This is a genomic window from Mesorhizobium sp. M7A.F.Ce.TU.012.03.2.1 (assembly GCF_004006095.1).
Taxonomy (GTDB): Bacteria; Pseudomonadota; Alphaproteobacteria; order Rhizobiales; family Rhizobiaceae; genus Mesorhizobium.
On record NZ_CP034779.1, the window covers coordinates 5,507,845 to 5,532,683 of the forward strand.

Below are 24,839 nucleotides of genomic sequence, written 5' to 3' on the forward strand. Positions count from 1 at the left end.
ATGGAATGGTGGGCGATGACGGGCTCGAACCGCCGACATCTTCGGTGTAAACGAAGCGCTCTACCAACTGAGCTAATCGCCCGCTCCGGGCCGGACCTTTAAGCGGTCAGGGTCCGCTTCGCAAGGCCAAATGAGCGCAGGATGCCCTGGTTGGATGCCGGTTTTGCCAACAAAACGCCGGCTGTCAAAAAACCTTCTCCTGTTTGCTGTTATGCTGTCCTGTCACGCTTGACACCCGGTGGCGAACCCCTTATCCAGCGCCCCAACGACGAACACGGCTGACACGTGTTCGCCATGCGCGGGTGTAGCTCAGTTGGTTAGAGTGCCGGCCTGTCACGCCGGAGGTCGCGGGTTCGAGCCCCGTCACTCGCGCCATTTCTCTCAAGGGTATCAAGCTCTTGGCTTCAGAGAAATGTCGACATTGATTGTCAAAAACATTGTCTTGCAAGAGACCTGAGGTCCAAGAGACCTGAGGTCACTCAGGTCCTTTCAGCCCTTGCCTACGCTTGGCCCTGCAAGATCACCCCCTCGCCAGCAGTGCCTCGACCTCCTGCAATGTCGGCATCGACGGTGCAGTCCCCGGTCGCGTCACGGAGATACCGGCGACGGCGCAGGCGAAGCGCACCGCCTGCAGCGGCTCCACGCCCCTCGAAAGTGCTGCGGCAAGCCCGCCATTGAAGGCATCGCCTGCCCCCGTGGTTTCGACCACCGGGCCGGCGCTGACGGCTGGAAGATGGTCGGAGCGCTCCTTCGAGTGCAAAAGCGCGCCCTTGTCGCCGAGCGTGACGATGACCGTGCCGACCCCCTTTTTCAGCAGACTGTCCGCGGCGGCTCGCGCCTCGTCGACCGAGGACACCTTCATCCCGGTCAGTTCCTCCGTCTCGGTCTCGTTGGGCGTGAGATAGTCGCACAGCGTGTAGATGCGGTCGGGAAGCTTTGCCGCGGGGGCCGGGTTGAGGATCGTCGTCACCCCTGCCCCACGCGCGATCTCCAGCGCCCGCATGGCTGCTTCGATCGGCTGTTCGAGTTGGGTGACAAAGACGCCGGCATTGCTGATCAATGCAGCATTGGCTTCGATATCGGCTGGAGAGATCAGCATGGCAGCACCGGGGCTGACGATGATGGCGTTGTTGCCGGTGGTCTCCTCGACGAAGATGTAGGCCGCACCGGTGTAGCTTTCCGGCGTATCGATGACGGCATTTTTCACGCCCGCCTGCGCCCAGGTCTGCCTCGCCATGTCGGCGAAGGGATCGACGCCGAGGCGGGTGAGGAAGGTGACGTCGGCGCCGAGCTTGCCGGCGGCAACCGCCTGGTTAGAACCCTTGCCGCCCGGCCCCAGCGTGAAGGATGTGCCGAGGATGGTTTCGCCCATGCGCGGCTGCCGCTGCGCCCTGTAGGCGGTGTCGGCGACGAACACACCCAATATGACGACAGGCTTCATGACGACCGGCTTGCCCGAAGCCATGCCGCTACTGCGCATCCGGCGGCACGACGCCCTTGCGAAAGGCGAAGCAGCCGTAGAAGCGGCGCTCACCTGTCTGGATGACGCAATAGGCCTGTTTGGCGCGCTCGTAGAAGGCATAGCGCTCGACCGCGATCATCGGCCACGACTTGCCCTCGGCCTTGTCGACCTCCCTTTGCACTTCGCTTTGTACGGGCGGAATTTCGTCGGGCTTGCCGACGATTTCCATGCGCGCGGCCGAGTCGTCGACGAATGTATCCAGTGGGTAGAGCGACAGCACCGCCTTGACCACTTGCGCCGCCGAGGCATCGATGCGCAGCACGCGGCCGAGCGCGGTCTGGCGCGCCACCGAATCGGACGGAAAATTGGTGTCGGCGATGATCAGATCATCGCCATGCCCCATTGCCCGCAATGCCTGCAGCACGTCGGCATTGAGCAGCGGGTTGATGCCTTTGAGCATGGTATTCCTCGTGAGTTGGGATCAGAGACGCTTGCCGGTCTCTGCGTCGAAAAGATGGATCTGGTCGAGTCGTGGCTTCAGCTTCAACGTATCGCCCGGCTTGAAGTCGTGACGCTCGCGAAACAGCGCCACCATCTCGCCTTCGCCGAAGCGCAGGAACACCAGCGTTTCCGAGCCGGTCGGCTCGACCACCGAAATCTTCGCCGGCACGCCGTCGGGATGGATTTCGAGATGCTCCGGTCGCACGCCATAAACGACGGCTTGCCCGTCCTGTGCGGCGTTGCCCGATGCGATCGGGAACAGCGTGCCCGCGATGTCGACACCGGGCTTGTCGCCTTTGCGCATGGTGCCCTTGAGCAGGTTCATCGACGGCGAGCCGATGAAGCCGGCGACAAACAGGTTGGCCGGTCTGTCGAACAGCTCCAGCGGCGCGCCGACCTGCTCGATGCGGCCGTCGCGCATGACGACTATCTTGTCGGCCATGGTCATGGCCTCGATCTGGTCGTGGGTGACATAGATGGTGGTGGTCTTCAGCCTCTGGTGCAGTTCCTTGATCTCGGTGCGCATCTGCACGCGCAGCTTGGCGTCGAGATTGGACAGCGGCTCGTCGAACAGGAAGACCTGCGGATTGCGCACGATGGCACGGCCCATGGCCACGCGCTGTCGCTGGCCGCCGGAAAGCTGGCGGGGATAGCGCTTCAGATAGGGATTGAGGTCGAGGATATCGGCGGCGCGCTTGACCCGCTCGGCGACCAAGGCCGGATCGGTTTTCCTGAGCTTGAGCGCGAAGGCCATGTTCTGCTCGACCGTTTTGTGCGGATAGAGCGCATAGTTCTGGAACACCATGGCGATGTCGCGCTTGGCCGGCGGCAGATGATTGACGACGCGGTCGCCGATGGCGATCGTACCGGCGGAGACGGTCTCCAGCCCAGCCACCATCCTGAGCAATGTGGACTTACCGCAACCCGAAGGGCCAACCAGCACCACGAACTGTCCGTCTGCGATATCGACGCTGACTTCGTGCAGAACCTTGACCGTTCCAAAGGCCTTGGCCACCTTGCTGATCGCGACTTGCGCCATGTCTCCCCCATCGGCTCCATTAGCCGTAGGCGCAGAAGCTAACCAACGCGACCTGTCAGGGCAAGTCGGTCCCTTATAGATAAAAACCCGTTCTCGTTGACACGGCGTTTGGTTGTGAGAATAGTGGCTGGCGCTGGTCAAAATGTCGGTACCCGATCCGCAGGGAAATTCAATCGACGCAGGGTGGGGTCCTGCCTAATTCGTTTCCGAAACGGGAGCATCGTTGGCGCTCCGGCGTCCGACAGTTGGCCGATTTATTCACACTGATGTTCTGGGAGGAAATAGGCGATGAGAACGGGTCTTTACGACAAACTGGTTCGAGCCGGCGCCACAAGGCGCGACATATTGAAGGGCGCGGCCAGCATGGCCGCGATCGCAGCCGCATCCGGCGCCGGACTTGGCGCCTTGACGCGCCCGGCCTCAGCGGCAAGCGAATTGCGCACAAAAATCCTGCAGATCCCAGGCGTCGGCAAAGGCCAGCCGACGGACGCCGATTTCCAGAAGGTCGGGGAACTCTGCCTCGAGGCGACCAAGGCCAATGTCAAGGAAGGCGAATTCGCCGGCGTCGAGCTGACCTTCATGGGTCTCAACAACCAGAACCTGCACAATGTGCTGTTCCGCGGCTTCCTGAAGCCGTGGGAGACCTACACCGGCGCCAAGATCAACTGGATCGACCTGGCGCAGGCCGATTACAACGCCCGCCTGCAGCAGTCGATCGCGACCGGCACCGTCGATTTCGACATCATCGAAATGGGCGCGCCGTTCGAAGGCGATGTCTGCGGCAAGGGCCTGACGTCGGAAATGCCCGACTGGGTCAAGACCCAGATCGATTTCGACGATCTGGTCAGCTACCTGAAGCCGCCGGTCGGCACCTGGGACGGCAAGCAATACCGCGTGACCGTCGACGGCGACGCGCACAACTTCAACTACCGCACCGACGTGTTCGCCGATGCCGACCTCGCCAAGGCCTGGAAGGACGGCGGTGGTGAAGGTGAATGGGGCGTGCCGAAGACCTGGCAGCAGGTTCAGGCAGTGACCAAGTTCCTCAAGGGCAAGAAGCTCAAGGACCAGGACGTCTATGGCTATCTGGACGCGCCAAAGCCCTGGGGCGGCTTCGGCTTCTATTTCCTTGGCAGCCGCGCCACCGCTTATGCCAAGCACCCCGACGACAAGGCCTGGCTGTTCGACGCCGACACGATGAAGCCGCGCGTCAACAATCCGGCCTGGGTGCGCGCCATCCAGGACGTCATCGACGCGCTGCCGTCCGAACCCGCCGACCAGATCAATGCCGATCCGAACACGACCGCCTTCCAGCAGTTCCTGGCCGGCACCGGCTCGATGGTCACCTGGTGGGGCGACGTCGGCTCAAACGTCAAGACCAACGACTCTTCCGTCGTCGGCGACGTCACCGGCTTCTCGATCCTGCCGGGCTCCGACGATGTCTACAATGCGAAGACCGGCGCCTGGGACAAGCTTGCCAGCGGCCCGAACTATGCGCCCAACTGCGCCTATCTCGGCTGGGGCGTCTATGTGATGGCCCGCGTCGATGCCGACGAAAAGAAGAAGAAGGCGGCATGGTCCGCCGCCGCCCATCTCGGCGGCAAGGACCTGTCGATCTGGACGGCGATGTATCCGTCGGGCTTCCAGCCCTACCGCAACTCGCATTTCGACATTCCCGAATGGGTGGCGGCCGGCTACGACGAGGCCTTCATCACCTCCTACCTCAAGTCGGAATCAGACAGCTACAACCATCCGAACGCGGCGATCGAGCCACGCATCCCCGGCATCTTCCAATACTACAGCGCCGCCGAGGACATCCTGGCCAACACTTTCGCCGGCAAGATGAAGGCGCAGGAAGGCGCCGACGCCATCGCGGCGGCCTGGGAGAAGCTGACCGATCAGATCGGCCGCGACAACCAGATCAAGCTCTACAAAGCCTCGCTCGGCATGTAGGCTGGCCTATGAACCGTGGTCCGGCGGCAACGCCGGACCACTTTAGACCGGCTCCGGCTCCTCGAGAGCCTGCAAACGGGCGAGATTTGTGGCTGACCAGACTTCGACCGCGAACCAGTGGCCGGCAGATGCCGGCCCTTCCGATCTGATCTCTCCAGGCCGCAAACGCCTTGGCTGGACGCTAATGGCCGTTGCGACGCTTGGCCTGCTGGCGACGATCGTGCTGGAGATCCTCTACAAGGGCAGCGCCGATACGATCGGCTTCGAGACCTGGCGCCCCGTCGTCTATGCCTATGTGCTGTGGGGTGTGGCGATCGGCGTCGGCCAAGTGCTGACGCGTGGCGAAGACGGACAGCGTGCCCTGTTCCTGCTGCCGGCGCTGCTGTTCACCATCGCCATGGTGATCTTCCCGACGCTGTTCGGTTTCTACATCGCCCTCACCGACTGGAACCTCAGCTCGTTCAGCGGTCGCAAGTTCAACGGGCTTGACAATTTCTGGCAGATGCTGGCCGATCCCTACTACCGCAACGCGCTGTTCAACATGGTGCTCTATGTGCTGGCAGTGGCGGTCGAATATGTCATCGCCTTCGGCCTGGCGCTGCTGCTCAACGCGCAGATCCGGGCGCGAAAGTTCTTCCGCGTCGTCTTCCTGATGCCGCTGATGCTGTCGCCGGTCGCGGTGTCGTGGATGATCGGCAAGTCGCTGATGGAATACCGGTTCGGACCGGCCGCAACGCTGGCGCGCCATCTCGGCTGGGAAAATCCGGCCTTCTTCTCCGACCCGATCATCGCCCGCATATCGATCATGATACTGGATGCCTGGACCTTCATCCCATTCATGATGATCATGCTGCTGGCCGGGCTGCAGGCGATGTCGCGCGAGGTGCTCGAAGCCGCACGCGTCGACGGCGCCAACGCGTGGCAGACCTTCTGGCAGGTCACCTTCCCGCTGATGCTGCCGGTGTCGGTGACGGCGGTGATCCTGCGCATCATCTTCAAGCTGAAGCTTGCCGACATCATCATCACCGTGACATCCGGCGGCCCCGGCGGCGCCACCGATTCCGTGTCGAGCTTCATCTATCGCGAATATCGCGACCGCTCGAATGTCGGCTACGGAACCATGCTGGCGATGGCCTATCTGGTGATCATCGTCGTGTTCGTCACGTGGCTGTTGAAATTCGCCAACCGTTTTGTCCGCAATGTCAATTAAAGCAAGATGGGGGTGAATTGAGCCCGATGAGCGTTCAGACCACCGAATATGTCGCCTCGGAGATCCGCTCGCCGGCGAGCTTCCTCGCCAGCCGCGTTTTCATCTATGGGGCACTGGCCTTCTGGGCGTTCATCTGCCTGTTCCCGATCTACTGGACGGTGACAACCTCGTTCAAGACCGCGGTCGACGTCACGCAAGGCCATCTCATCCCCTTCGTCGACTTCCAGCCGGACTGGAAAGGCTGGCGCTCGCTCGGCCTGTCGCCGGACTCGATCTTCCAGACCTCAACGGTGCGCGAGGAGTTCCTCAAGCGCTTCATGAATTCGGTGATCACCTCGGTCGGCGCATCGAGCCTCGCCATCGTCATCGGCAGCCTCGCCGCCTATGGGCTCACCCGTTATCGCTATCATTTCGCCTGGTTCAAAAACGAGGACATCTCGTTCTTCTTCCTGTCGCAGTTGATCCTGCCGCCGGTGGTGCTGGCGCTGCCCTTCCTGGTGCTCTATCGCGAGGTCGGACTGCTCGACACGCGCATCGGACTGATCCTGCTTTACACGCTGATGGTGCTGCCGATCGTCATCTGGATCATGCGCGACCAGTTCAATTCGATTCCCGTCGAGCTCGAGGAAGCAGCCCTGGTCGACGGGCTGTCGATCTGGGGCGCGTTCTTCCGCATCGTCATGCCCATCGCGCTGCCGGGCATGGTCGCCGCCTTCATCCTGGCGATGGTGCTGTGCTGGAACGAGTATTTCTTCGCCGCCCTTTTGACCTCGACCGACGCCAAGACGATCCCCGTCATGGTGGCGAGCCAGACCGGCTCGCAAGGCATCAACTGGTGGTCGATGGCAGCGCTCGCGACGGCGGCGATCGCGCCGCTGGCGGTGATCGGCATCGCGCTGGAGCGCTATCTGATCATGGGCATGACCGCGGGCGCGGTGAAGTAGCAGGGCCGGCCTTCCCTTCTCCCCCTGTGGGGTGAGCAGCCGGTTCGCCGAAGGCGAATTCATCGTGCCAGTGGCACGATGAAAGGCCGGCGAACGCCGGGACGCTGCGAAGCAGCGGGGACCCGGCAGGGTGGATCGACTAACCACGCCCGGCCCTTCGCAGGCTCAGGGCGTTCGAAGCTCGAAAAGCCAAGCAATTGGCTTTTCGTCCGCGACGCGGACCGCTTCTCACCCCACAAGGGGAGAAGGAAGAACCGCTGCTAGCGTCCCAAGATCGCTCGCAGATGGTCCATGATCATGGCGACGCCCTTCTGCCCAAGCTCGGCCGAAGCATCCTCGGCGCTCGCCGTGTACCAGCTCTTGTTGTTGCCGAAATGAGCGGCATCTACAGCCTCCGGGCATAGCGCCAGCATCAGCGAGGTCTCACCGATGCCGGCATGATCGAACGGGTACTTGCCGTTCATGTCAGCCGACATCAGCGGATGCACCTGCACCCAGTTGAAGAAATTTTCACCCGCGGCGTGCCCGGAATAGTAGTCGGCCATCGCCTGCGAACCCCACCAGCCCTCGCCGCGCTGCTTTTCGAGGAAACGGAAGATCGCCTGGCGGCCGGCGGTCTTGAACGCCAGATCGGTCGGCATGCCGGCGGCAAAGTTCTCGGTCTGGTGGTGGATGATGGCGTGGATATTGCGAAAGCCGATGCGCAGCAGGCTGTAGAACAGCTCCTCGCCGAACGGCGCCAGCGCATTGCCGCCGACCTGCACCGAGCCGCTGCCTTCCGGCGGCGCCACCGCATAGCTCGCAGCACCGTAGTAGAACGGCGGCAGGATGACGACGTCCTTCTCCTTTTCGAACAGCTCCAGCGTCTTGACGACGGCCAGCGTGTCCATGCCGACAGCCATGTGCTCGCCATGGTATTCGAGCACGCCGAGCGGCAGAGCGACCGGCCAATTCTCGGCGATCGCCCTGCGGATCTGGTGTGGCAGCATCAGTTCGTAGCGCATGATCTATTCCATGTTGGTGTGGCGGGCGCGCATCGCTTCAGGCGACGCCCCAGTCAATTCCCTGAGCTTCAGCACCATCACCTCGAACAGCAGGAACAGCGCGCCTTCGAACACTGAGCCCATCGGCAGGACCGATGTTTTTTGCGCCCCCTGATCGTTGGCCATGGTCTGCGCGGGAATGAGCAGGGTGAAGTCGGCAAGCCTTGCCGCGCTGCCCTCGGCCTGGGCGGTCAGCAGGAGATTGGTTGCACCTGCTTGGCGCGCGACCTGCATCAAGGTCAGCACGGTCGAGGTCTCCCCTGGCCCGGAACTGACCAGGAAGACATCGCCCTGCCCCAGCGGTGGCGTGTTCATGTCGCCGACCACGGAAACCGGCAGGCCCAAATGGTAGAGCCGCATGGCAAAGCCCTTGACCTGCAAGGCCTCGCGGCCGCAGCCATAGACGACGATCCGTCGCGCGCCGGCCAGCATTTTGCAGGCGGCATCGATCCGGCTTTCGTCGATGCGTGCCAGCACGCCGCCGAGCTCCTCAAGCGCGGTCTCGAACAGGCTTTTGCTCTTGTCGCTCACCGCGATCCTGCCATCAAAAATCACCCCTGGGATTTGCCGCCCTTGCTGCCACGAACAGCTTGATTTCGTTCATGCTAGCAACCGCGAAAATGCGTGTCCAACGCGCAGCTATGCTTTTGCCTGATCACAGGCGTGATAGTGTCATGTCAGACAAATCAAGCGAGGCAAGCAGCAGGATATGAAGACACGGCATTTCGACCGCATCGGCAATGGCGGCATCAGTTTCACCGAGCTCGGCTTCGGCGCGGCGCCGCTCGGCAACCTTTATCGTGCCGTCTCCGACGAGGACGCAAACGCCACGCTGGAGGCCGCCTGGGCGACCGGCTGCCGCTACTACGACACCGCGCCGCTCTATGGGCTCGGCCTGTCGGAAACGCGGCTCAACCCGTTCCTGCGCGGCAAGAAGCGCGACGACTATGTGCTGTCGAGCAAGGTCGGCCGCATCATGCGCGCCTGCCCGCCCGAAGAGCGCACCGGCATCGGCAAGTTCTTCGACACGCCGTCGCGCCGCGAAGTGTACGACTACAGCTATGACGGTGTCATGCGCTCGTTCGAGGCCTCGCTTGAGCGCCTCGGCGTCGACCGGATCGACATCCTCTTCGTGCACGATGTCGACATCTTCACGCATGGCAGCAAGGAAGCCTCCGACCGGCGCATCGAGGAGTTCATGCGCTCGGGCTATTACGGCCTGCTCTCGCTGCGCGACCAGGGCGTGATCAAGGCGTTCGGTGGCGGCATCAATGAGTGGCAGGTCGCACAGACGCTGGCCGAGCGCGGCGACTTCGACCTGTTCCTGCTGGCCGGACGCTATACGCTCCTGGAACAGGAGGCGCTGACGTCCTTCCTGCCGCTCTGCCAGGCACGCGGCATCGGCATCGTTCTCGGCGGACCCTACAACTCCGGCATCCTGGCAACCGGACCGAAGCCCGGCGCCTACTACAACTACTCCGAAGCGCCGAAGGACATACTCCATCGGGTCGCCGGCATCGAAAGCGTCTGCAAGCGTCATGGTGTCAGGCTGATCGAGGCCGCCCTGCAATTCCCGCTGCTGCACCCCTCGGTCGTCTCAGTGGTTCCCGGTGGCCAGCGGCCGAGCGAAGTCGAGAGCAATCGCTCGCTGCTCGATGCGAAACTGCCCGCAGCACTTTGGGCCGATCTCAAGAAGGAAGGTCTGATGCGCGCCGAGGCGCCGACCGCGTAAGCCGGCCGCCGTCGCGTCATCGTCGGGCACAAAAAATGAAAAGCCGGGCAAGCCCGGCTTTTCTGGTCGCATGTACCCGCGTAGGGCGCCAAAATGAAAAGCCGGGCAAGCCCGGCTTTTCTGAGGTCTCTGAAAAGAAAAAACGCTTAGTTGACTGCGTCCTTGAGGCCTTTGCCGGCCGAGAACTTCGGCACGGTGCGCGCCGGGATCTTCACTTCGGCGCCGGTCTGAGGATTGCGGCCGGTCGACGCCGCACGCTTTGACACGGAGAAATTGCCAAAGCCGACAAGCCGGACATCGCCGCCCTTCTTCAGTTCGCCGGTGATCACGGAAAATACCGCATCGACCGCCGACTGCGCGTCACCCTTCGAAATGCTCGCGGCGTCGGCGACAGCGGACACCAGTTCGTTCTTGTTCATAAAAATTCCCTTCCATGAGAACACCGGAACTATCGACTCATCCGGCAGGAAACGGACTTTAGAAAGAAGCGCTCCCGCAACCAAGTCGAAAAGGCAGGAAAAAAGCGGAAAAAGCCCGGAAATGCTGGGTTTTTCACATGAAAAAGCCGGGCTCGAGGCCCGGCTCTCCGTTTGTGCGCTGCAACCTTGACGAAAACCAGCGCATGACATCGAAAACCGCAGTCGGTTTCGGAAAGGGCCATGCGCAAGCTTGAGCGTCAGACCGTCCTTTGTGCGTCCAGATGGACGCCCGGCACTCTAATGCGCCAGGGACTTTCCAGCGTCGTCGGCACTGTCTGTCGAGGCCGGCGGATTGACCGGTTCGACCCATTCGATCGGCTCCGGCATACGCACCAGCGCGTGGCGCAACACCTCGCCGACACGTGAGACCGGAATGATCTCCATGCCGTTCTTCACATTGTCCGGGATCTCCGCCAGGTCCTTGGCATTGTCTTCCGGGATCAGCACCTTCTTGATGCCGCCGCGCAGCGCGGCGAGCAGCTTCTCCTTGAGCCCGCCGATGGGCAAGATGCGGCCGCGAAGCGTTATCTCGCCGGTCATCGCCACATCCGCCCGGACCGGAATACCCGTCAGTACCGACACAATGGCTGTCGCCATGGCAGCACCCGCAGACGGACCGTCCTTCGGCGTGGCGCCTTCCGGCAAGTGCACGTGGATGTCGCGCTTGTCGAACAGCGGCGGCTCGATGCCGAAATCGACGGCGCGCGAGCGGACATAGGAGGCCGCCGCCGAAATCGATTCCTTCATCACGTCGCGCAGGTTGCCGGTCACCGTCATGCGGCCCTTGCCGGGCATCATGACGCCTTCGACCGTCAGCAGTTCGCCGCCGACTTCCGTCCAGGCAAGACCTGTAACGACACCGACCTGATCGTCAGCCTCGACCTGGCCGAAGCGGTAGCGCTGCACACCAAGGTAATCGGAGAGGTTCTCCGCCGTGATGCTCACCGTCTTCTTCTTCGTCTTCAGGATCTCGGTCACCGCCTTGCGCCCGAGCTTCATCAGCTCGCGCTCCAGGCTCCTGACGCCCGCTTCGCGGGTGTAGGTCTGGACGATGGCGCGGATCGCGTCCTCACCGACGGAAAACTCCTTCGGCTGCAGCGCGTGATCGCGGATCACCTTCGGCATCAGGTGCCGCTTGGCGATCTCGATCTTCTCGTCCTCGGTGTAGCCGGCGATACGGATGATCTCCATGCGGTCCATCAAGGGCGCCGGGATGTTCAACGTGTTCGCCGTCGTCACGAACATGACGCTCGACAGGTCGTATTCGACCTCGAGGTAATGGTCCATGAACGTCGAGTTCTGTTCCGGATCGAGGACCTCGAGCAACGCCGATGACGGATCGCCACGGAAGTCCTGGCCCATCTTGTCGATCTCGTCGAGCAGGAAGAGCGGGTTGGACTTCTTGGCCTTCTTCATCGACTGGATGACCTTGCCGGGCATCGAGCCGATATAGGTGCGGCGGTGGCCACGGATCTCGGCCTCGTCACGCACGCCGCCAAGCGCCATGCGGATGAATTCGCGACCGGTCGCCTTGGCGATCGACTTGCCGAGCGAGGTCTTGCCGACGCCGGGAGGGCCGACGAGGCACAGGATCGGCCCCTTCAGCTTCTTCTGGCGGCTTTGTACAGCGAGATACTCGACGATGCGCTCCTTGACCTTGTCGAGGCCGAAATGATCGGTGTCGAGCACGTTCTGCGCAAAAGCCAGATCCTGCTTGACCTTGGAGTTCTTGCCCCACGGAATCGACAGGATCCAGTCGAGATAGTTGCGCACGACGGTCGATTCAGCCGACATCGGCGACATCGTCCGGAGCTTCTTCAACTCGGCTTCCGCCTTTTCGCGGGCCTCCTTGGAGAGCTTGGTCTTCTTGATGCGCGCCTCGATCTCGGCGGCCTCGTCGCGGCCGTCCTCGCCTTCGCCGAGCTCCTTCTGGATCGCCTTCATCTGCTCGTTGAGGTAGTATTCGCGCTGCGTCTTCTCCATCTGGCGCTTGACGCGCGAGCGGATGCGCTTCTCCACCTGCAGGACGGAGATTTCGGCTTCCATGAAGCCCATAGCCTTTTCCAGCCGCTCCTTGACCGAGAGCGTGGCCAGCATTTCCTGCTTCTCAGGGATCTTGATGGCGAGATGCGAGGCAACCGTGTCGGCGAGTTTGGAATAGTCGTCGATCTGGCTGGCTGCACCCACCACTTCGGGCGAGATCTTCTTGTTCAGCTTGACGTAGTTCTCGAAGTCGGTGACGACCGAACGCGCCAGCGCCTCAACCTCGACCTCTTCCTCGTCCGGCTCGACCAGCGCCGCGGCGCGGGCCTCGTGGAAGTCCGGACGGTCGGTGAACGAGACGATTTTCGCACGCGAAGCGCCTTCGACCAGAACCTTGACGGTGCCGTCGGGCAGCTTGAGCAATTGCAGCACATTGGCGAGCGTGCCGATGTCGAAGATGGCATCGGGCTCGGGATCGTCGTCGGCGGCGTTCATCTGGGTGGCAAGCAGGATCTGCTTTTCCTGACCCATCACCTCTTCCAGCGCCTTGATCGACTTCTCACGCCCGACGAAGAGCGGAACGATCATGTGCGGAAACACCACGATGTCGCGCAGTGGGAGGACTGCGAAGACGCCGTCGCTGGGTGCCTTGGATACTTTGGCCATTGTCCAACCTTTCATGTCGCGGCCGCTAATTGAGCCAACCGCGAATCTTATATTAACGACCGGGGATCGTTCCGCCTACCACCGTTTGTGACGGGAGTTTTACAGCACAGAAATCGGGCACCTCGGCCTTCTCCGATTAAGTGGATGCACGGCGCCCAAAGATCAAGTGTCGAACAGGCCCGGAAATTCACACTTAACCACATCGCAATTCGTATTTCCTAGACATGCGTGATGAGCTTGCTCGATTACGCCCCTCGATTGCAGCCTGAATATGACGCCTCCGAGGTGCGACTGCGCATGCGTCTCTCCCGCAAGCGATCTCTGGCCCTGCTGGCCGTCGTCATCTTCACCGCTGCGGCTCTTTTGTTCATCTACACCACCGCTGTCGATCCAGATTGGCACCCGAAACGCATTCGCGGAAAAGGTGCTTGGTTAGTGCTGCTGCTTTTTCTCCTACCTGTTCTCTGGCGCGCCATCGCATTGTGGACGTTCGGCGGCGTCGCAGCACTGGGATTGATCATGAGAACCGTTCGCCTCGCCGATCGGCGGATCGACTACGTCATTGGGCCGGACGGAATTACCAATGTCGGGCTTTTCTATTCGCGTAGGGTCGCTTGGAAATACATCGATAGGATCGAGGTATACAAAGACCGAAATCTGACGAGTGCTTGGGTCAAGCCGGTACGCGGCCACAGAATTGATGTCGTCGAGAGATTTCCAGGAACGTCGAGGCTGCACCTGTTTCGGGCGGGCTCCATTCTGATCCCACTGGAATTGGTCGACCTTTCAATCGACCAATTCGCCGACATCGTGCATCGTTTCCGACCGGGTTTAGCGGTCGGCGACTGATCTGGGTCCGCACCAACGTCAATCAAGCGCTGGCGCCACCGTTTCAATACACCAAAAGGAAACGGCGCCCGTAGGCGCCGTTCCATAAAAGTATGGGCCAGATGCCAGGTCAGGCGCTGACATTGCCCTTCTTTTCCTTCTGCTCGGAGTAGATGTAGAGCGGCCGGGCACTGCCGGTCACCACCTCCTCCGAAATCACCACTTCGCGCACGCCTTCGAGTGCGGGAAGTTCGAACATGGTGTCGAGCAGGATCGCTTCCATGATCGAGCGCAGGCCGCGCGCGCCGGTCTTGCGCTCGATGGCGCGCTTGGCGATCGCCGAGAGAGCGTTCTCGTGGAAGGTCAGGTCGACATTCTCCATCTCGAACAGCCGCTGATACTGCTTGACCAGCGCGTTCTTCGGCTCGGTCAGGATCTGGATCAGCGCCGGTTCGTCGAGGTCTTCCAGCGTCGCCAGGACCGGCAGACGGCCGACAAATTCGGGGATAAGACCGAACTTCAACAGATCCTCGGGCTCGACCAGGCGGAAGACATCGCCAGTGCGGCGATCTTCCGGCGAAGCGACGACGGCGCCGAAGCCGATCGAGGTCTTGCGGCCGCGATCCGAGATGATCTTGTCCAGCCCGGCGAAGGCGCCGCCGCAGATGAACAGGATGTTGGCCGTATCGACCTGCAGGAACTCCTGCTGCGGGTGCTTCCTGCCGCCCTGCGGCGGCACGGAGGCGACCGTGCCTTCCATGATCTTCAGCAGCGCCTGCTGCACGCCCTCGCCCGAGACGTCGCGGGTGATCGAGGGATTGTCGGACTTGCGCGAAATCTTGTCGATTTCGTCGATGTAGACGATGCCGCGCTGGGCCCGCTCGACATTGTAGTCGGCCGACTGCAGCAACTTCAGGATGATGTTTTCGACGTCCTCGCCGACATAGCCGGCTTCGGTCAGCGTCGTTGCGTCAGCCATGGTGAAGGGCACGTCGATGATGCGGGCCAGCGTCTGCGCGAGCAGCGTCTTGCCGCAACCGGTCGGGCCGATCAGCAGGATATTGGACTTCGCCAGTTCGACATCGTTGTTCTTGCCGGCATGCGCGAGGCGCTTGTAGTGGTTGTGAACCGCCACCGACAGCACGCGCTTGGCGTAGGGCTGGCCGATGACATAGTCGTCGAGAACCTTGAGGATCTCCTGCGGTGTCGGCACGCCTTCGCGCGACTTCACCATCGAGGTCTTGTTCTCCTCACGGATGATATCCATGCAGAGTTCGACGCACTCGTCGCAGATGAAGACCGTCGGACCGGCGATCAGCTTGCGCACTTCGTGCTGGCTTTTGCCGCAAAACGAGCAGTAAAGCGTGTTCTTGGAATCGCCGCTGTTGTTGCCGACCTTGCTCATTTTCATGTCCTTTCATGGCCGCCCGCCGATGGTCTGGCTGAAAGGGCGCATACTCTATCTATCGCGGGAATCCGCCGCCGCCAGTGTGTCCCGGCTCCCGCAACGCATTCCGTACGAAACACAAATCAGAAAACGTGGCAATGATTCGCGACAACCCCGCATAAAGCTAAGCCGCCGAAACTCAACATAGCCTTAACGTAGGCAATCCTGTCCCCCGAGGGAACAGCCAATTGTGGCCGAAATGCCGCAAGACGCGCCAAAAGCGCGTGATGCCGCCATCCAACTGCCAATAAGCCCTTATGCCACGACGCCTTCAGCCGGCTCGCGCGACGAAATGACCTTGTCGATGAGGCCGAAATCCCTGGCTTCGTCGGCGGTCATGAAATGGTCGCGGTCGAGCGTTTTCTCGATCTCTTCATAGCTCTTGCCGGTGTGCTTGACGTAGACCTCGTTGAGGCGACGCTTCAGCTTGATGATATCCAGGGCATGGCGCTCGATGTCGGACGCCTGGCCCTGGAAGCCGCCGGAAGGCTGGTGAACCATGATGCGGGCGTTCGGCGTGGCAAAGCGCATGTCCTTGTGACCGGCGGTCAGGAGCAGCGAACCCATCGAAGCCGCCTGGCCGATGCAGAGCGTCGACACGGCCGGCTTGATGAACTGCATGGTGTCGTAGATCGCCATGCCCGAGGTGACGACGCCACCCGGCGAATTGATGTAGAGGTTGATTTCCTTCTTCGGATTCTCGGCTTCGAGGAACAAAAGCTGTGCGCAGACCAGCGTCGCCATGCCGTCCTCGACCGGACCGGTGATGAAAATGATGCGCTCCTTGAGGAGGCGCGAGAAAATGTCGTAGGCCCGCTCGCCGCGATTGGTCTGTTCGACCACCATCGGAACGAGGTTCATGTAGGTTTCGACGGGGTTCTTCATCAGATATCTCTTATCTCGCGGTGGGATTCCGGCGCCGGGAATGCCGGCAGATCGGGCAGAATCGGTTCTGGATCGTTATTCCGTAAATAGGATGCCGGCTCATCCTTGTGCAAGGCCGACCCCTCCTAGCCATCTGGGTAAGTCGAATCAAGCTTTCTGACCAAGGATTCGCGGGCGGCGGATGCCTCCGCGGGTCCGGAGCCGCATGGCCGGCCCCGCAAGGTAGCAGTTTCTTAACCGCGTCACTTAACGAAATGCGCCGAAATCGCTTTTCTCGGAAACGGCTTCCTCTACAATTCAACGTTGAGCTTATGCGTAGAGTTCAACAGGGGAGTGTCATGCCCGGGAAAACCGCATGCTTCACCATTGCCGCGCTGACCGTGCTCGGCACGATTTCGCAGACGGCGGCCGGCGGCCGCGCCGTTGAATGTTATGAGCCGGTCCGCAGTCCGGCTGTTTACGACACGGTCTATGAAGACGTGATGATCAGTCCGCCCGGTCAGCAGGTCGACTATATCGCCCCTATCTATGGCACGCGCGAGCGCGTCGTGATGACCGTTCCGGCGCAAGTGACCTACCAGGTCGTGCCGGCCGTCACCCGCACCGTCTACCGCACGGTCCGGATCGATGGCGGCGGCTATTCCTGGGAATGGCGCGTCATCCATGGCCGCAAAGTGCTGTGCAAGGTCTGGCACAAGGCGCGCTACGAACGTGTTGCCAAAACCGTGGTGATCCAGCCCGAACGCACGCGGCGCGTGGTCATCCCCGCACAATACGACAGGATCGCCCAGGAGGTGCTGGTGCGGCCGGAGCAAAGGCGCATCATCGATGTTCCCGCCTCCTACCAGACCGTCGCGCGTCGTGTGCTGGTTCGCGAGGGTTCATCGGGCTGGCGGCGGGTGCATATTCCCAGGCATTGCCAGGATTAGGTCATCCCGGCGGCGGTCAGGCGACCTCCGCCCGCAGCCATGCCTTCAGGCCGGCAATATCCCCATCGCCGACAGCAGCGGCAACGCGCCTGCCGACCGCCGCGCCGAACTTGTAGCCGTGACCGGAGCATGCCGAGACGACAAGGCATTTGCCCTTTTCATGCGCCATGAATTTTTCGTCTGATGTGAAAGTGTAGGCGCAGGTGACGACCTCGGTCACCCGATAGTCCTCGATGCGGGCGATCGGCGGCGAAAACAGGTTGCGGATCGCCTCGCCCTCGCCCGCCACCGGCTGACGGTTCCAATCGGCGTCGCTGGTCGGCACCCTGTGCAGCCCGGACCCGAATTTCATGCCGGCGCCGCCGGAGGGCGGGATCACATAGCCGTCGACCGCGCCGCCTACATCGAGGACAACCGGTGCCGCCTGCCAGGCCGCCTCGAGGTCGGCCGGCGGTTCGACATAGGCAAGTGCGGTTCGATAGGTCTTCAGCTCGCCGTCCAGCTCCGGAAACAGTTTTAGCACCCAGGCGCCGGCGGCGACAACGATGCGGTCGGCCTGCATGGTCTCACCGCTTTCGAGCACGATGTGGCCGGCTTCGGCGTCGACTTCGACGACCTTGCTATTTTCGTAGACATTGGCGCCGTTGGCGCGCAGCCACTTTGCCAGGCCGGACGCGATCTTGCGGCAATGCAGGGCGCCGCCTTCGGTTGAGAAATAGGCGTAGCGAAACGACCCGGCTTCCAGAAACGGCCAGCGCTTCACGGCTGCATCCGGCTCCAGCAATTCGAACGGAAAATTGCCTTCTTCCAGACCCTCGCGATATTCCTCGGCCTCGTCGCCCGGCTCGCGCGAAATGCAGACAAATCCTCTGGGATCGAGGTGGCTTTCGCCGAGATCGGCCCACATCTCGTCCCAGGCCTGGTAGGCTTCGGTGATCAGCCGGCCATAGCCGGTCCCGCGCGGTAGGCGCGGCGGATGATGCGATGATGGTCGCCCGACGCGGCCATCGGGTTTGGGATCGGCCCTTGCTCGACGATCGAAACGCTGTGGCCGGCCTTAACCAGCGACCACGCCGTCGAGAGACCGGCAATACCCGTACCGACAACGATCACCTTCATCAAATCAGACTTTCCGCAGCCGGTTGGCTGGCTCAACATATTGGATTGCGGGCGCCAACATACGGTCTGGAACCAAGCTGGCAAGCCGCGCTATTGGTCTGGCATGAGCAAATTGACGCCTACCGCCCTGGCCTTTGATCCAGCCACTCGACATCTGCGGCTCGACCCGCACGAGCCGGCCTTTTTTCAAAACCCTTATGATGCCTATGCTTTCCTGCACGGCGTATCGAATGCATTCTTCTGGGAAGAATTCGGCTTCTGGTGCTTTGGCGGTTTCGACGACGTCAACCGGCTGCTGCGCGATCGCCGCTTCGGCCGGCAGAACCCGGCCGGCATTCCAGACAGCCGCGGCATTGGACAGGACCGCAGCCATCTCAGGGCCTTCGACGGCGTCGAAGCCAATTCGATGCTGGAACTGGAGCCGCCGGTGCACACGCGGCTGAGAACACTGGTCAACCGCGCCTTCGTCTCGCGTCAGGTCGAACGGCTGCGGCCGCGTGTCGAGGCTTTGGCCAACGAGTTGATCGACCGTTTCGAACCAGGCAAGACGGTCGACCTGTTGCCTGCTTTCGCGGCGCCCTTGCCGATCACCATCATTGCCGAAATGCTCGGCGTCCCGGTCGAAATGGGGCCGCAACTGCTCGACTGGTCGCACCAGATGGTTGCCATGTACATGCATGGCCGCACACGCGCGATCGAAGAGACGGCCAACCGCGCCGCCCGCGAATTTGCGGATTTCCTCCGTGGCTACGTCACCGAGCGACGCCGAAATCCCGGCGACGACCTTTTGTCGCTGCTGATCTCGGCGCAGGAGGACGGTGAGAGGCTGTCGGAGGACGAGATGGTGTCCTCGGCGATCCTGCTGCTCAATGCCGGCCATGAAGCGACCGTGCATCAGACCGGCAATGCCGTCCGCGCGATTCTTATGCAAGGTGGCGATGTCAGCCGCTTCTTCGGTTCGCCCGAAACGACCGCGGCAACGGTCGAGGAATGCCTGCGCTTCGACGCGCCGCTGCACATGTTCGCGCGCTATGCCTATCAGGAGATCGAGGTCGCGCCCGGCATCGTCGTGCAGCCGGGCCAGACGATCGGGCTGCTGCTGGGCATGGCCAATCATGACCCACGCGCCTTCGCCGATCCTCTCGCCTTCCGGCCCGACCGTGCCGACCAGAAGAACGTCTCCTTCGGCGCCGGTATCCATTTCTGCATCGGCGCGCCGCTCGCCCGGCTCGAATTGCAGGTGTCGCTGAAAACCCTGTTCGAACGGCACCCGAAGCTGCATCTTGCCGAACGGCCAAGCTTCCGCAACACTTACCACTTCCATGGGCTGGAAACGCTCGCCGTCGGCTTTTGACGATCGCGGGCCTGCCTTAAGCTTCCATGACAAGGCGCCGGAAGGCTGCCTCAGCCAGTTTCCGGGGAAGTGATCAAAGCCTGATCACATACTCCTTGCGAGTCGTTTCAAGCACTTCCCAGCTGCCTTTGAAGCCGGGCCTGAGCACGAAGCTGTCGCCGGCCTTGACGGTACGCGCCTGCCCGCCGTCTTCCGCGATCACCGAAACGCCGGACAGGATGTGGCAGAACTCCCATTCGTCATAGACGATGCGCCATTTGCCCGGGGTCGATTCCCAGATGCCGGCGTAAAGGCCGCCGTCGCGCTCCTCGACATTCCAGGTGAGGAATTTGGGATCGCCCGAGATCAGCCGATCCGGCGTCGGCGCGCCCTGTTCGGCGTCGACASTGTCGACGCCGATGGCAAGAAATTTTGACTCGCTCATGATCGGTCAGACCTTGGCTAGCGCCTGTTCGAGGTCGGCGACGATGTCGTTGACGTCCTCGATGCCGATCGACAGCCGCACCGTGTCCGGTCCTGCGCCGGCCTTGACCTTCTGCTCGTCGGAAAGCTGGCGGTGCGTGGTCGAGGCCGGGTGGATGACCAGCGACTTGGTGTCGCCGACATTGGCCAGGTGCGAGAACAGCTCGAGCGCCTCGACAAATTTCACGCCGGCGTCATAGCCGCCCTTGAGAGCGAAGGTGAACACGGCACCGGCGCCCTGCGGCGAGTATTTCTTCTGCAGCGCATTGTTCTTGTCTGAGGGCAGGCCGGGATAGTTCACCGACGCGACCTTGGGGTGGTTGGACAGCCAGGCGGCAACGGTGACGGCATTGTCGCAATGGCGCTGCATGCGCAGCGGCAGGGTTTCCAGGCCGGTCAAGATGAGGAAGGCGTTGAACGGCGAGATCGCCGGGCCGAGATCGCGCAGGCCGAGCACGCGCGCGGCAATGGCGAAGGCGAAATTGCCGAAGGTTTCGTGCAGGACAAGACCGCCATATTCGGGGCGCGGTTCCGACAGCATCGGGTATTTGCCCGACTTCGACCAGTCGAAGGTGCCGCCGTCGACGATGGCGCCACCGATCGAATTGCCGTGGCCGCCGATGAACTTGGTCAGCGAATGGACGACGATGTCGGCGCCATGCTCGATCGGCCGGATCAGGTAGGGCGAAGCCAGCGTGTTGTCGACGATCAGCGGCAGGCCATGCTTGCGCGCGATGTCGCCGATCTTCTCGATGTCGACGAAAGTGCCGCCCGGATTGGCCAGGCTTTCGATGAAGATCGCCTTGGTCCTGTCGTCGATCTGGCTCTCGAAGGTCGAGATGTCGTTGGTGTCGGCCCAGCGCACCTCCCAGCCATAATTCTTGAAGGCATGGCCGAACTGGTTGATCGAACCGCCATAAAGCTTGTTGGCGGCAACGAAATTGTCGCCCGGCTGCATCAGATTGTGGAACACGATCACCTGCGCGGCGTGGCCGGAAGCGACCGCGAGTGCCGCCGTGCCACCTTCGAGGGCCGCCATGCGCTCTTCCAGCACCGCCTGCGTCGGATTCATGATGCGGGTGTAGATGTTGCCGAAGGCCTTCAGCCCGAACAGCGACGCGGCATGGTCGGCATCGTCGAAGACGAAGGAGGTCGTCTGGTAGATCGGCGTGGCACGCGCGCCGGTCGCCGGATCGGGCTTGGCACCGGCATGGACGGCGAGCGTGTTGAAACCTGGCGTGCGGGTCACTGAAAACCTCCCTTTTGAAACTCTTGAAATCGCCGGGCATTCTTGGCGAAGCATGAGCGCGAATGCAAAGAAGAAAATGCCCTTCGGCGAACGATCTGCGGCCGAGGCCCGAGAAAATGCACTGGTCTAAGGAATAATTTTGCGCCCAAGGCGCATTGCGCATCAGGCCTTGCTTTTGGTGCACGTCGTTATCCCAAAACCGCCGCGCACTTTTGAGCGACTGTCCTACTTCTGGCGCACGCCAAAACTCTGGAATCCCGACCGCATCAGCGGCTTCTTCGACGACAGCACACCGGAATTGACGCCGGTCCAGCCGATCTCGCCGGACAGCTTGCCGTATTCGATTTTGGGGCAGCGGTTCATCACCACCTTGATGCCCGCCGCCTCGGCGCGTGCGGCGGCCTCGTCATGGCGAACGCCAAGCTGCATCCAGATGACTTTCGGCAAGGGATCGAGACGCAACGCCTCGTCGACGATGCCGGGCACCGCCGCCGGCGCGCGAAAGACATCGACCATGTCGATCGGCTCGGGAATATCCGCGAGCCTCGCATAGGTCATCCGGCCGAGGATCTCCTTGCCGGCCTGGCCAGGATTGATCGGAAACACCGAAAATCCCTTGGCCAGCAGATATTTCAGCACGAAATAGCTTGGCCGCACGTCATTGGCGGACGCGCCGACCATGGCGATGGTCTTCACCGAATTGAGGATGCCGGCGATGTAGGTGTTGTCGTAGCTATCGTGGTTCATGCGGCTTCCTGCGGTAGTGGTATCGGTAAAGTTCACGGCTGAACCCAAGCGAGGCATAGAGAGCGCGAGCCGGCGTGTTGTCGACCACCACCTGCAAGCATGCGGCGTGAGCCCCTGCGCGCCGCGCCCAGCCGATGAGGCCGCCGACAGTCTTGCGGCCCAGACCTTGCTGCCTGAAACGGCCATCGGTTTCAACCGATTCCACCACAAGCAGGCCATTGCGGATGACGCCATATGCCAAGGCGGCAATTTCGCTGTCGCGTTCACAGGATACGAACGCCCGGTCGCCGACGATCAGCCCGGTCATCTCGCGAAAGATGCGGCACTCGGCGTCGTCAAAGGTCCCCATGCGGAACCGCGCCGCGAGCCAGTCCTCGCCCGGCACTTTCGAAACGGTGACCTGCTCATCGCGGACTTCAGCCAGGTCGCCGATCCCGGCATGGAGATGGATCGTGCCGCCTTCCGGCTGGTAGCCGCGATGGTCGAGTGCGGCTTCGAGCTCGCCGGCGATGTCGGGAACCCGAAACAAGGGCGTCTGGCCGTGGCCGATGTAGAAGGACTCGGCGGCGCCGATGACTGCATCAGGCGCGCCACGCTGGCCGCGCAAGGGATTGGCCGAATTGGTGCGCCGGATCCGTCCGCCGGAGCGCCGCAGGAGCCAGCCATCAAAGACCGCCCCGGTCGCCGCCGGCCAGCCTTCGCGGCATGCCTGCTCGACGCGCCAGTTGAGATCATCGTCGCCGGCGCTCACGCGTCATCCTCCCGCAGCGCTTCCTCCATGAACGCCTGCGGATCGGTACAGAAGTCGCGCATCATGCGAAAATGATCGGTATCGCTGAAATCGGTGGGGTCGAGCCCGAAGCGGCTGATGCGGAACAGCCGCGCGCCGGGACAAGCCATCAGCAACGGCGAATGCGTCGCCATGATCACTTGCGCGGTGCCCGACTGGTCCATGCGCCGCAGCATCTTGAGCAGCTCGATCTGTCGCGTCGGCGACAGTGCGCTCTCGGGTTCGTCAAGGATGTAGATGCCCTGCCTGCGGCAGCGCTCCTCGAAAAATCGGATAAAGCCCTCGCCATGCGACCAGGACAGGAAGTCCGGCGGCGCCCCGCCAGATTCCAGCGCTGCCTGATCGAGATAGCGGGCCACGGAGTAGAAGGATTCGGCGCGAAAGAACCAGCCGGCGGTGACTTTCGGCAGCCAGTGACCACGGAATGCGTTGGCCAACGCAGCACCACTCTTGTCGATGGCGCTGGAATGGTCGACTGGCATATATCCCTTGCCGCCGCCGGCTTCGTCATAGCCGGCCAGTGCGCCGATCGCCTCGAGCAGCGTCGATTTGCCGGTGCCGTTCTCGCCGACAATGATGGTGATCGGCGTGGTGAATTCGAGTTCGAACTCATGGCCGCGAAACAGCGGCAGGTTCCAGGGATATTTCTCCCAGTCCGCCACGCGCTCGGCGTCGAGCAGGATGCGCTTCAGATAGGGAGCCTTTAGCCGCGTCAGCTGCTTGCGATGGGCCATCAGCCGGGTAGCGAAATCGTGCCGTCTTCCGCGATCGGAAAGGCCGGATTGTGCGCCACTTCCCAGACATGCCCGTCGGCGTCGGCGAAATAGCCGTACCAGCCGCCCCAAAAGGCCCGGCCGGCCGGCTTGACGATGCGGCCGCCGGCTTTTTCCGCCCTGGCGAGCACGTCGTCGACTTCGGCGTCGGAACGAGTGTTGTAGGCGAGGTAGACCGCCGATGGCGCCGCGGCGAAGGCGATGCCGGAATCCTCTTCTGCGCTGGCGCGCGGGAACAGGCCGAGGATGACACCGCCCATCTGGAAGAAGGCGACCCCGTCGGTGATGCCGGCATGCCGCTTCAAGCCCATCTCTTCGTAGAAGCGCACGGCGCGGTCTAGATCATCGGTAGCAATGGTGATGATGGAGATGCGCGGCTCCATGACGTTCTCCTTACTCGTCCTTCCATTCCGGCTTGCGCTTGCCGATGAAGGCGCCGATGCCCTCCTCCGCGTCGCGCGCAAGCATGTTCTCGACCATGATCCGGCCGGTATAGGCATAGGCGTCGGCCAGCCCCATTTCAGCCTGGGCGTAAAAGGCTTCCTTGCCGGTCTTGACCACCAAAGATGATTTGGAAGCAATGGTTTGCGCGTATTTGGTGACGATCTGATTCAGGTATTCGCGCGGCACGACGCGGTTGACCAAGCCGAACTCCTTGGCGGTCGCCGCATCGATCGTCTCTCCGGTCAGCAGCATCTCCATGGCATGCTTGCGCGAAACGTTGCGCGACAGCGCCACCATCGGCGTCGAGCAGAACAGCCCGATATTGACGCCCGGCGTGCAGAAGGTAGCCTCATGTGAGGCGATCGCCAGATCGCAGCTGGCGACCAGTTGCAGCCCGGCGGCGGTGGCCAGGCCGTCGACTTCCGCGATGACAGGCAAGGGATGCCGCACGATGGCCTGCATCAGCGTCGCACAAGCGGCAAACGTCTCTGCGAAGAAGGTCTTGCCATGATCGGCGTCAGTGCGGCGCGCCGTCATTTCCTTGAGATCATGGCCGGCGCAGAACACCTTGCCGGCCGCCGACAAAACGATGACGCGAACGGCCTTGTCGGCCTTGGCGCGCTCGAGTTCGGCCGTCAGCGCCGCCATCACCGCCAGCGACAGCGCATTGGCGGGCGGATTGGCGAGCGTCAGGCGCAGCACGCCCTTGTCCAGTTGTGCAACAACCGGCCCTTCAACGGCGGCAGGCTTGATGGCAAGGATTTCGGCCATGGATAAGGTCTCCGCGATTCCGCCTGGGG

At 62.1% G+C, this 24,839-nt stretch carries 23 protein-coding genes, 2 tRNA genes and 1 pseudogene; 8 read left to right on the forward strand and 18 right to left on the reverse strand.

Translation table 11 applies throughout. The annotated features are described in order from the left end of the window. Positions 1–6: 6 nt before the first annotated feature. A tRNA-Val gene (locus tag EJ079_RS27335) sits at positions 7–82 on the reverse strand. A gap of 216 nt (positions 83–298) precedes the next feature. Here EJ079_RS27335 and EJ079_RS27340 point away from each other — a divergent pair. Next, positions 299–375: transfer RNA gene (locus EJ079_RS27340), tRNA-Asp, on the forward strand. 145 nt (positions 376–520) lie between these two features. On the opposite strand, the gene rbsK is transcribed toward EJ079_RS27340, so the two are convergent. From rbsK to ugpC, 3 genes are read right to left on the reverse strand one after another with little or no spacing between them, the layout of a single operon-like run. Further along, positions 521–1,465, reverse strand: a complete 945-nt coding sequence (gene rbsK, locus EJ079_RS27345; protein ID WP_127810674.1) for a ribokinase — start codon at positions 1,463–1,465, stop codon at positions 521–523. Positions 1,466–1,469: 4 nt separating this feature from the next. Continuing rightward, positions 1,470–1,922: an RbsD/FucU family protein gene (locus EJ079_RS27350; protein WP_127266590.1), complete on the reverse strand. Its 453-nt coding sequence runs from the start codon at positions 1,920–1,922 to the stop codon at positions 1,470–1,472. Positions 1,923–1,943: 21 nt separating this feature from the next. After that, the gene (gene ugpC, locus EJ079_RS27355) at positions 1,944–3,002 is read right to left on the reverse strand and encodes a sn-glycerol-3-phosphate ABC transporter ATP-binding protein UgpC (RefSeq protein ID WP_127266589.1); all 1,059 of its coding nucleotides are present in this window, start codon (positions 3,000–3,002) and stop codon (positions 1,944–1,946) included. 288 nt (positions 3,003–3,290) lie between these two features. On the opposite strand from ugpC, the gene EJ079_RS27360 reads away from it, so the two are divergent. The 3 genes from EJ079_RS27360 to EJ079_RS27370 all read left to right on the forward strand — a co-directional run bounded on the left by EJ079_RS27360 (position 3,291) and on the right by EJ079_RS27370 (position 7,109). Next, positions 3,291–4,955, forward strand: a complete 1,665-nt coding sequence (locus EJ079_RS27360; protein WP_013532183.1) for a sugar ABC transporter substrate-binding protein — start codon at positions 3,291–3,293, stop codon at positions 4,953–4,955. Between the two features lie 88 nt (positions 4,956–5,043). Beyond that, entirely contained in the window at positions 5,044–6,165 is a 1,122-nt protein-coding gene (locus EJ079_RS27365; RefSeq protein WP_127273345.1) for a sugar ABC transporter permease, read from the forward strand. A gap of 26 nt (positions 6,166–6,191) precedes the next feature. Next, on the forward strand, positions 6,192–7,109 hold the full coding sequence (locus tag EJ079_RS27370; protein WP_127268003.1) for a carbohydrate ABC transporter permease: 918 nt from the start codon (positions 6,192–6,194) through the stop codon (positions 7,107–7,109). A gap of 260 nt (positions 7,110–7,369) precedes the next feature. Here EJ079_RS27370 and EJ079_RS27375 read toward each other — a convergent pair whose 3' ends face one another. Continuing rightward, a complete protein-coding gene (locus tag EJ079_RS27375; RefSeq protein WP_127395744.1) occupies positions 7,370–8,113 on the reverse strand; it encodes a creatininase family protein in 744 nt (247 codons plus the stop codon). 3 nt (positions 8,114–8,116) lie between these two features. Then, positions 8,117–8,683, reverse strand: a complete 567-nt coding sequence (locus EJ079_RS27380) for an SIS domain-containing protein (protein ID WP_127395745.1) — start codon at positions 8,681–8,683, stop codon at positions 8,117–8,119. A 178-nt stretch (positions 8,684–8,861) separates the two neighbouring features. Here EJ079_RS27380 and EJ079_RS27385 point away from each other — a divergent pair, with 178 nt between their 5' ends. After that, positions 8,862–9,884 carry an aldo/keto reductase gene (locus tag EJ079_RS27385; protein WP_127810675.1) on the forward strand — a complete coding sequence of 341 codons (1,023 nt, stop codon included), beginning with the start codon at positions 8,862–8,864 and terminating at the stop codon, positions 9,882–9,884. Between the two features lie 146 nt (positions 9,885–10,030). Here EJ079_RS27385 and hupB read toward each other — a convergent pair whose 3' ends face one another. Continuing rightward, positions 10,031–10,303, reverse strand: a complete 273-nt coding sequence (hupB, locus tag EJ079_RS27390; protein WP_127268007.1) for a DNA-binding protein HupB — start codon at positions 10,301–10,303, stop codon at positions 10,031–10,033. 297 nt (positions 10,304–10,600) lie between these two features. Next, the gene (gene lon, locus EJ079_RS27395) at positions 10,601–13,012 is read right to left on the reverse strand and encodes an endopeptidase La (RefSeq protein WP_127810676.1); all 2,412 of its coding nucleotides are present in this window, start codon (positions 13,010–13,012) and stop codon (positions 10,601–10,603) included. Positions 13,013–13,243: 231 nt separating this feature from the next. Between lon and EJ079_RS27400 the strand changes: the two genes are divergently transcribed. After that, positions 13,244–13,861, forward strand: a complete 618-nt coding sequence (locus EJ079_RS27400) for a hypothetical protein (RefSeq protein ID WP_127320391.1) — start codon at positions 13,244–13,246, stop codon at positions 13,859–13,861. Positions 13,862–13,970: 109 nt separating this feature from the next. On the opposite strand, the gene clpX is transcribed toward EJ079_RS27400, so the two are convergent. Together clpX and EJ079_RS27410 are read right to left on the reverse strand one after the other, a co-directional pair. Next, positions 13,971–15,245: an ATP-dependent Clp protease ATP-binding subunit ClpX gene (gene clpX / locus EJ079_RS27405; RefSeq protein ID WP_013532190.1), complete on the reverse strand. Its 1,275-nt coding sequence runs from the start codon at positions 15,243–15,245 to the stop codon at positions 13,971–13,973. A gap of 297 nt (positions 15,246–15,542) precedes the next feature. Beyond that, positions 15,543–16,172 carry an ATP-dependent Clp protease proteolytic subunit gene (locus EJ079_RS27410; protein ID WP_127412021.1) on the reverse strand — a complete coding sequence of 210 codons (630 nt, stop codon included), beginning with the start codon at positions 16,170–16,172 and terminating at the stop codon, positions 15,543–15,545. Positions 16,173–16,510: 338 nt separating this feature from the next. Between EJ079_RS27410 and EJ079_RS27415 the strand changes: the two genes are divergently transcribed. Further along, positions 16,511–17,101, forward strand: a complete 591-nt coding sequence (locus EJ079_RS27415) for a hypothetical protein (RefSeq protein WP_127810677.1) — start codon at positions 16,511–16,513, stop codon at positions 17,099–17,101. A 16-nt stretch (positions 17,102–17,117) separates the two neighbouring features. On the opposite strand, the pseudogene EJ079_RS27420 reads toward EJ079_RS27415, so the two are convergent. After that, a pseudogene (locus EJ079_RS27420) lies at positions 17,118–18,220 on the reverse strand (FAD-dependent oxidoreductase). A 103-nt stretch (positions 18,221–18,323) separates the two neighbouring features. On the opposite strand from EJ079_RS27420, the gene EJ079_RS27425 reads away from it, so the two are divergent. Continuing rightward, entirely contained in the window at positions 18,324–19,574 is a 1,251-nt protein-coding gene (locus tag EJ079_RS27425) for a cytochrome P450 (RefSeq protein WP_127810678.1), read from the forward strand. A gap of 73 nt (positions 19,575–19,647) precedes the next feature. Here the strand turns inward: EJ079_RS27425 and EJ079_RS27430 are convergent, their stop codons facing one another. The 7 genes from EJ079_RS27430 to EJ079_RS27460 form a co-directional block, all read right to left on the reverse strand. Next, complete coding sequence (locus EJ079_RS27430) at positions 19,648–19,998, reverse strand: cupin domain-containing protein (protein WP_127810679.1); 351 nt, start codon at positions 19,996–19,998, stop codon at positions 19,648–19,650. A 6-nt stretch (positions 19,999–20,004) separates the two neighbouring features. Continuing rightward, positions 20,005–21,285 carry an O-acetylhomoserine aminocarboxypropyltransferase gene (locus EJ079_RS27435; protein WP_127370880.1) on the reverse strand — a complete coding sequence of 427 codons (1,281 nt, stop codon included), beginning with the start codon at positions 21,283–21,285 and terminating at the stop codon, positions 20,005–20,007. Positions 21,286–21,510: 225 nt separating this feature from the next. Then, a complete protein-coding gene (locus EJ079_RS27440; RefSeq protein WP_127269926.1) occupies positions 21,511–22,032 on the reverse strand; it encodes a CoA-binding protein in 522 nt (173 codons plus the stop codon). Beyond that, a complete protein-coding gene (locus EJ079_RS27445) occupies positions 22,019–22,783 on the reverse strand; it encodes a GNAT family N-acetyltransferase (RefSeq protein ID WP_127810680.1) in 765 nt (254 codons plus the stop codon). The genes EJ079_RS27440 and EJ079_RS27445 overlap by 14 nt, the downstream gene beginning before the upstream one ends. Beyond that, positions 22,780–23,556 (reverse strand): AAA family ATPase, encoded by a 777-nt coding sequence (locus EJ079_RS27450; RefSeq protein ID WP_127329671.1) that lies wholly within the window; start codon positions 23,554–23,556, stop codon positions 22,780–22,782. Before EJ079_RS27450 ends, EJ079_RS27445 begins: the two co-directional genes overlap by 4 nt. Continuing rightward, positions 23,556–23,978 (reverse strand): VOC family protein, encoded by a 423-nt coding sequence (locus EJ079_RS27455; protein WP_127322812.1) that lies wholly within the window; start codon positions 23,976–23,978, stop codon positions 23,556–23,558. The genes EJ079_RS27450 and EJ079_RS27455 overlap by 1 nt, the downstream gene beginning before the upstream one ends. 10 nt (positions 23,979–23,988) lie before the next feature. After that, positions 23,989–24,810 carry an enoyl-CoA hydratase gene (locus EJ079_RS27460; RefSeq protein WP_127810681.1) on the reverse strand — a complete coding sequence of 274 codons (822 nt, stop codon included), beginning with the start codon at positions 24,808–24,810 and terminating at the stop codon, positions 23,989–23,991. Positions 24,811–24,839: the final 29 nt, after the last annotated feature.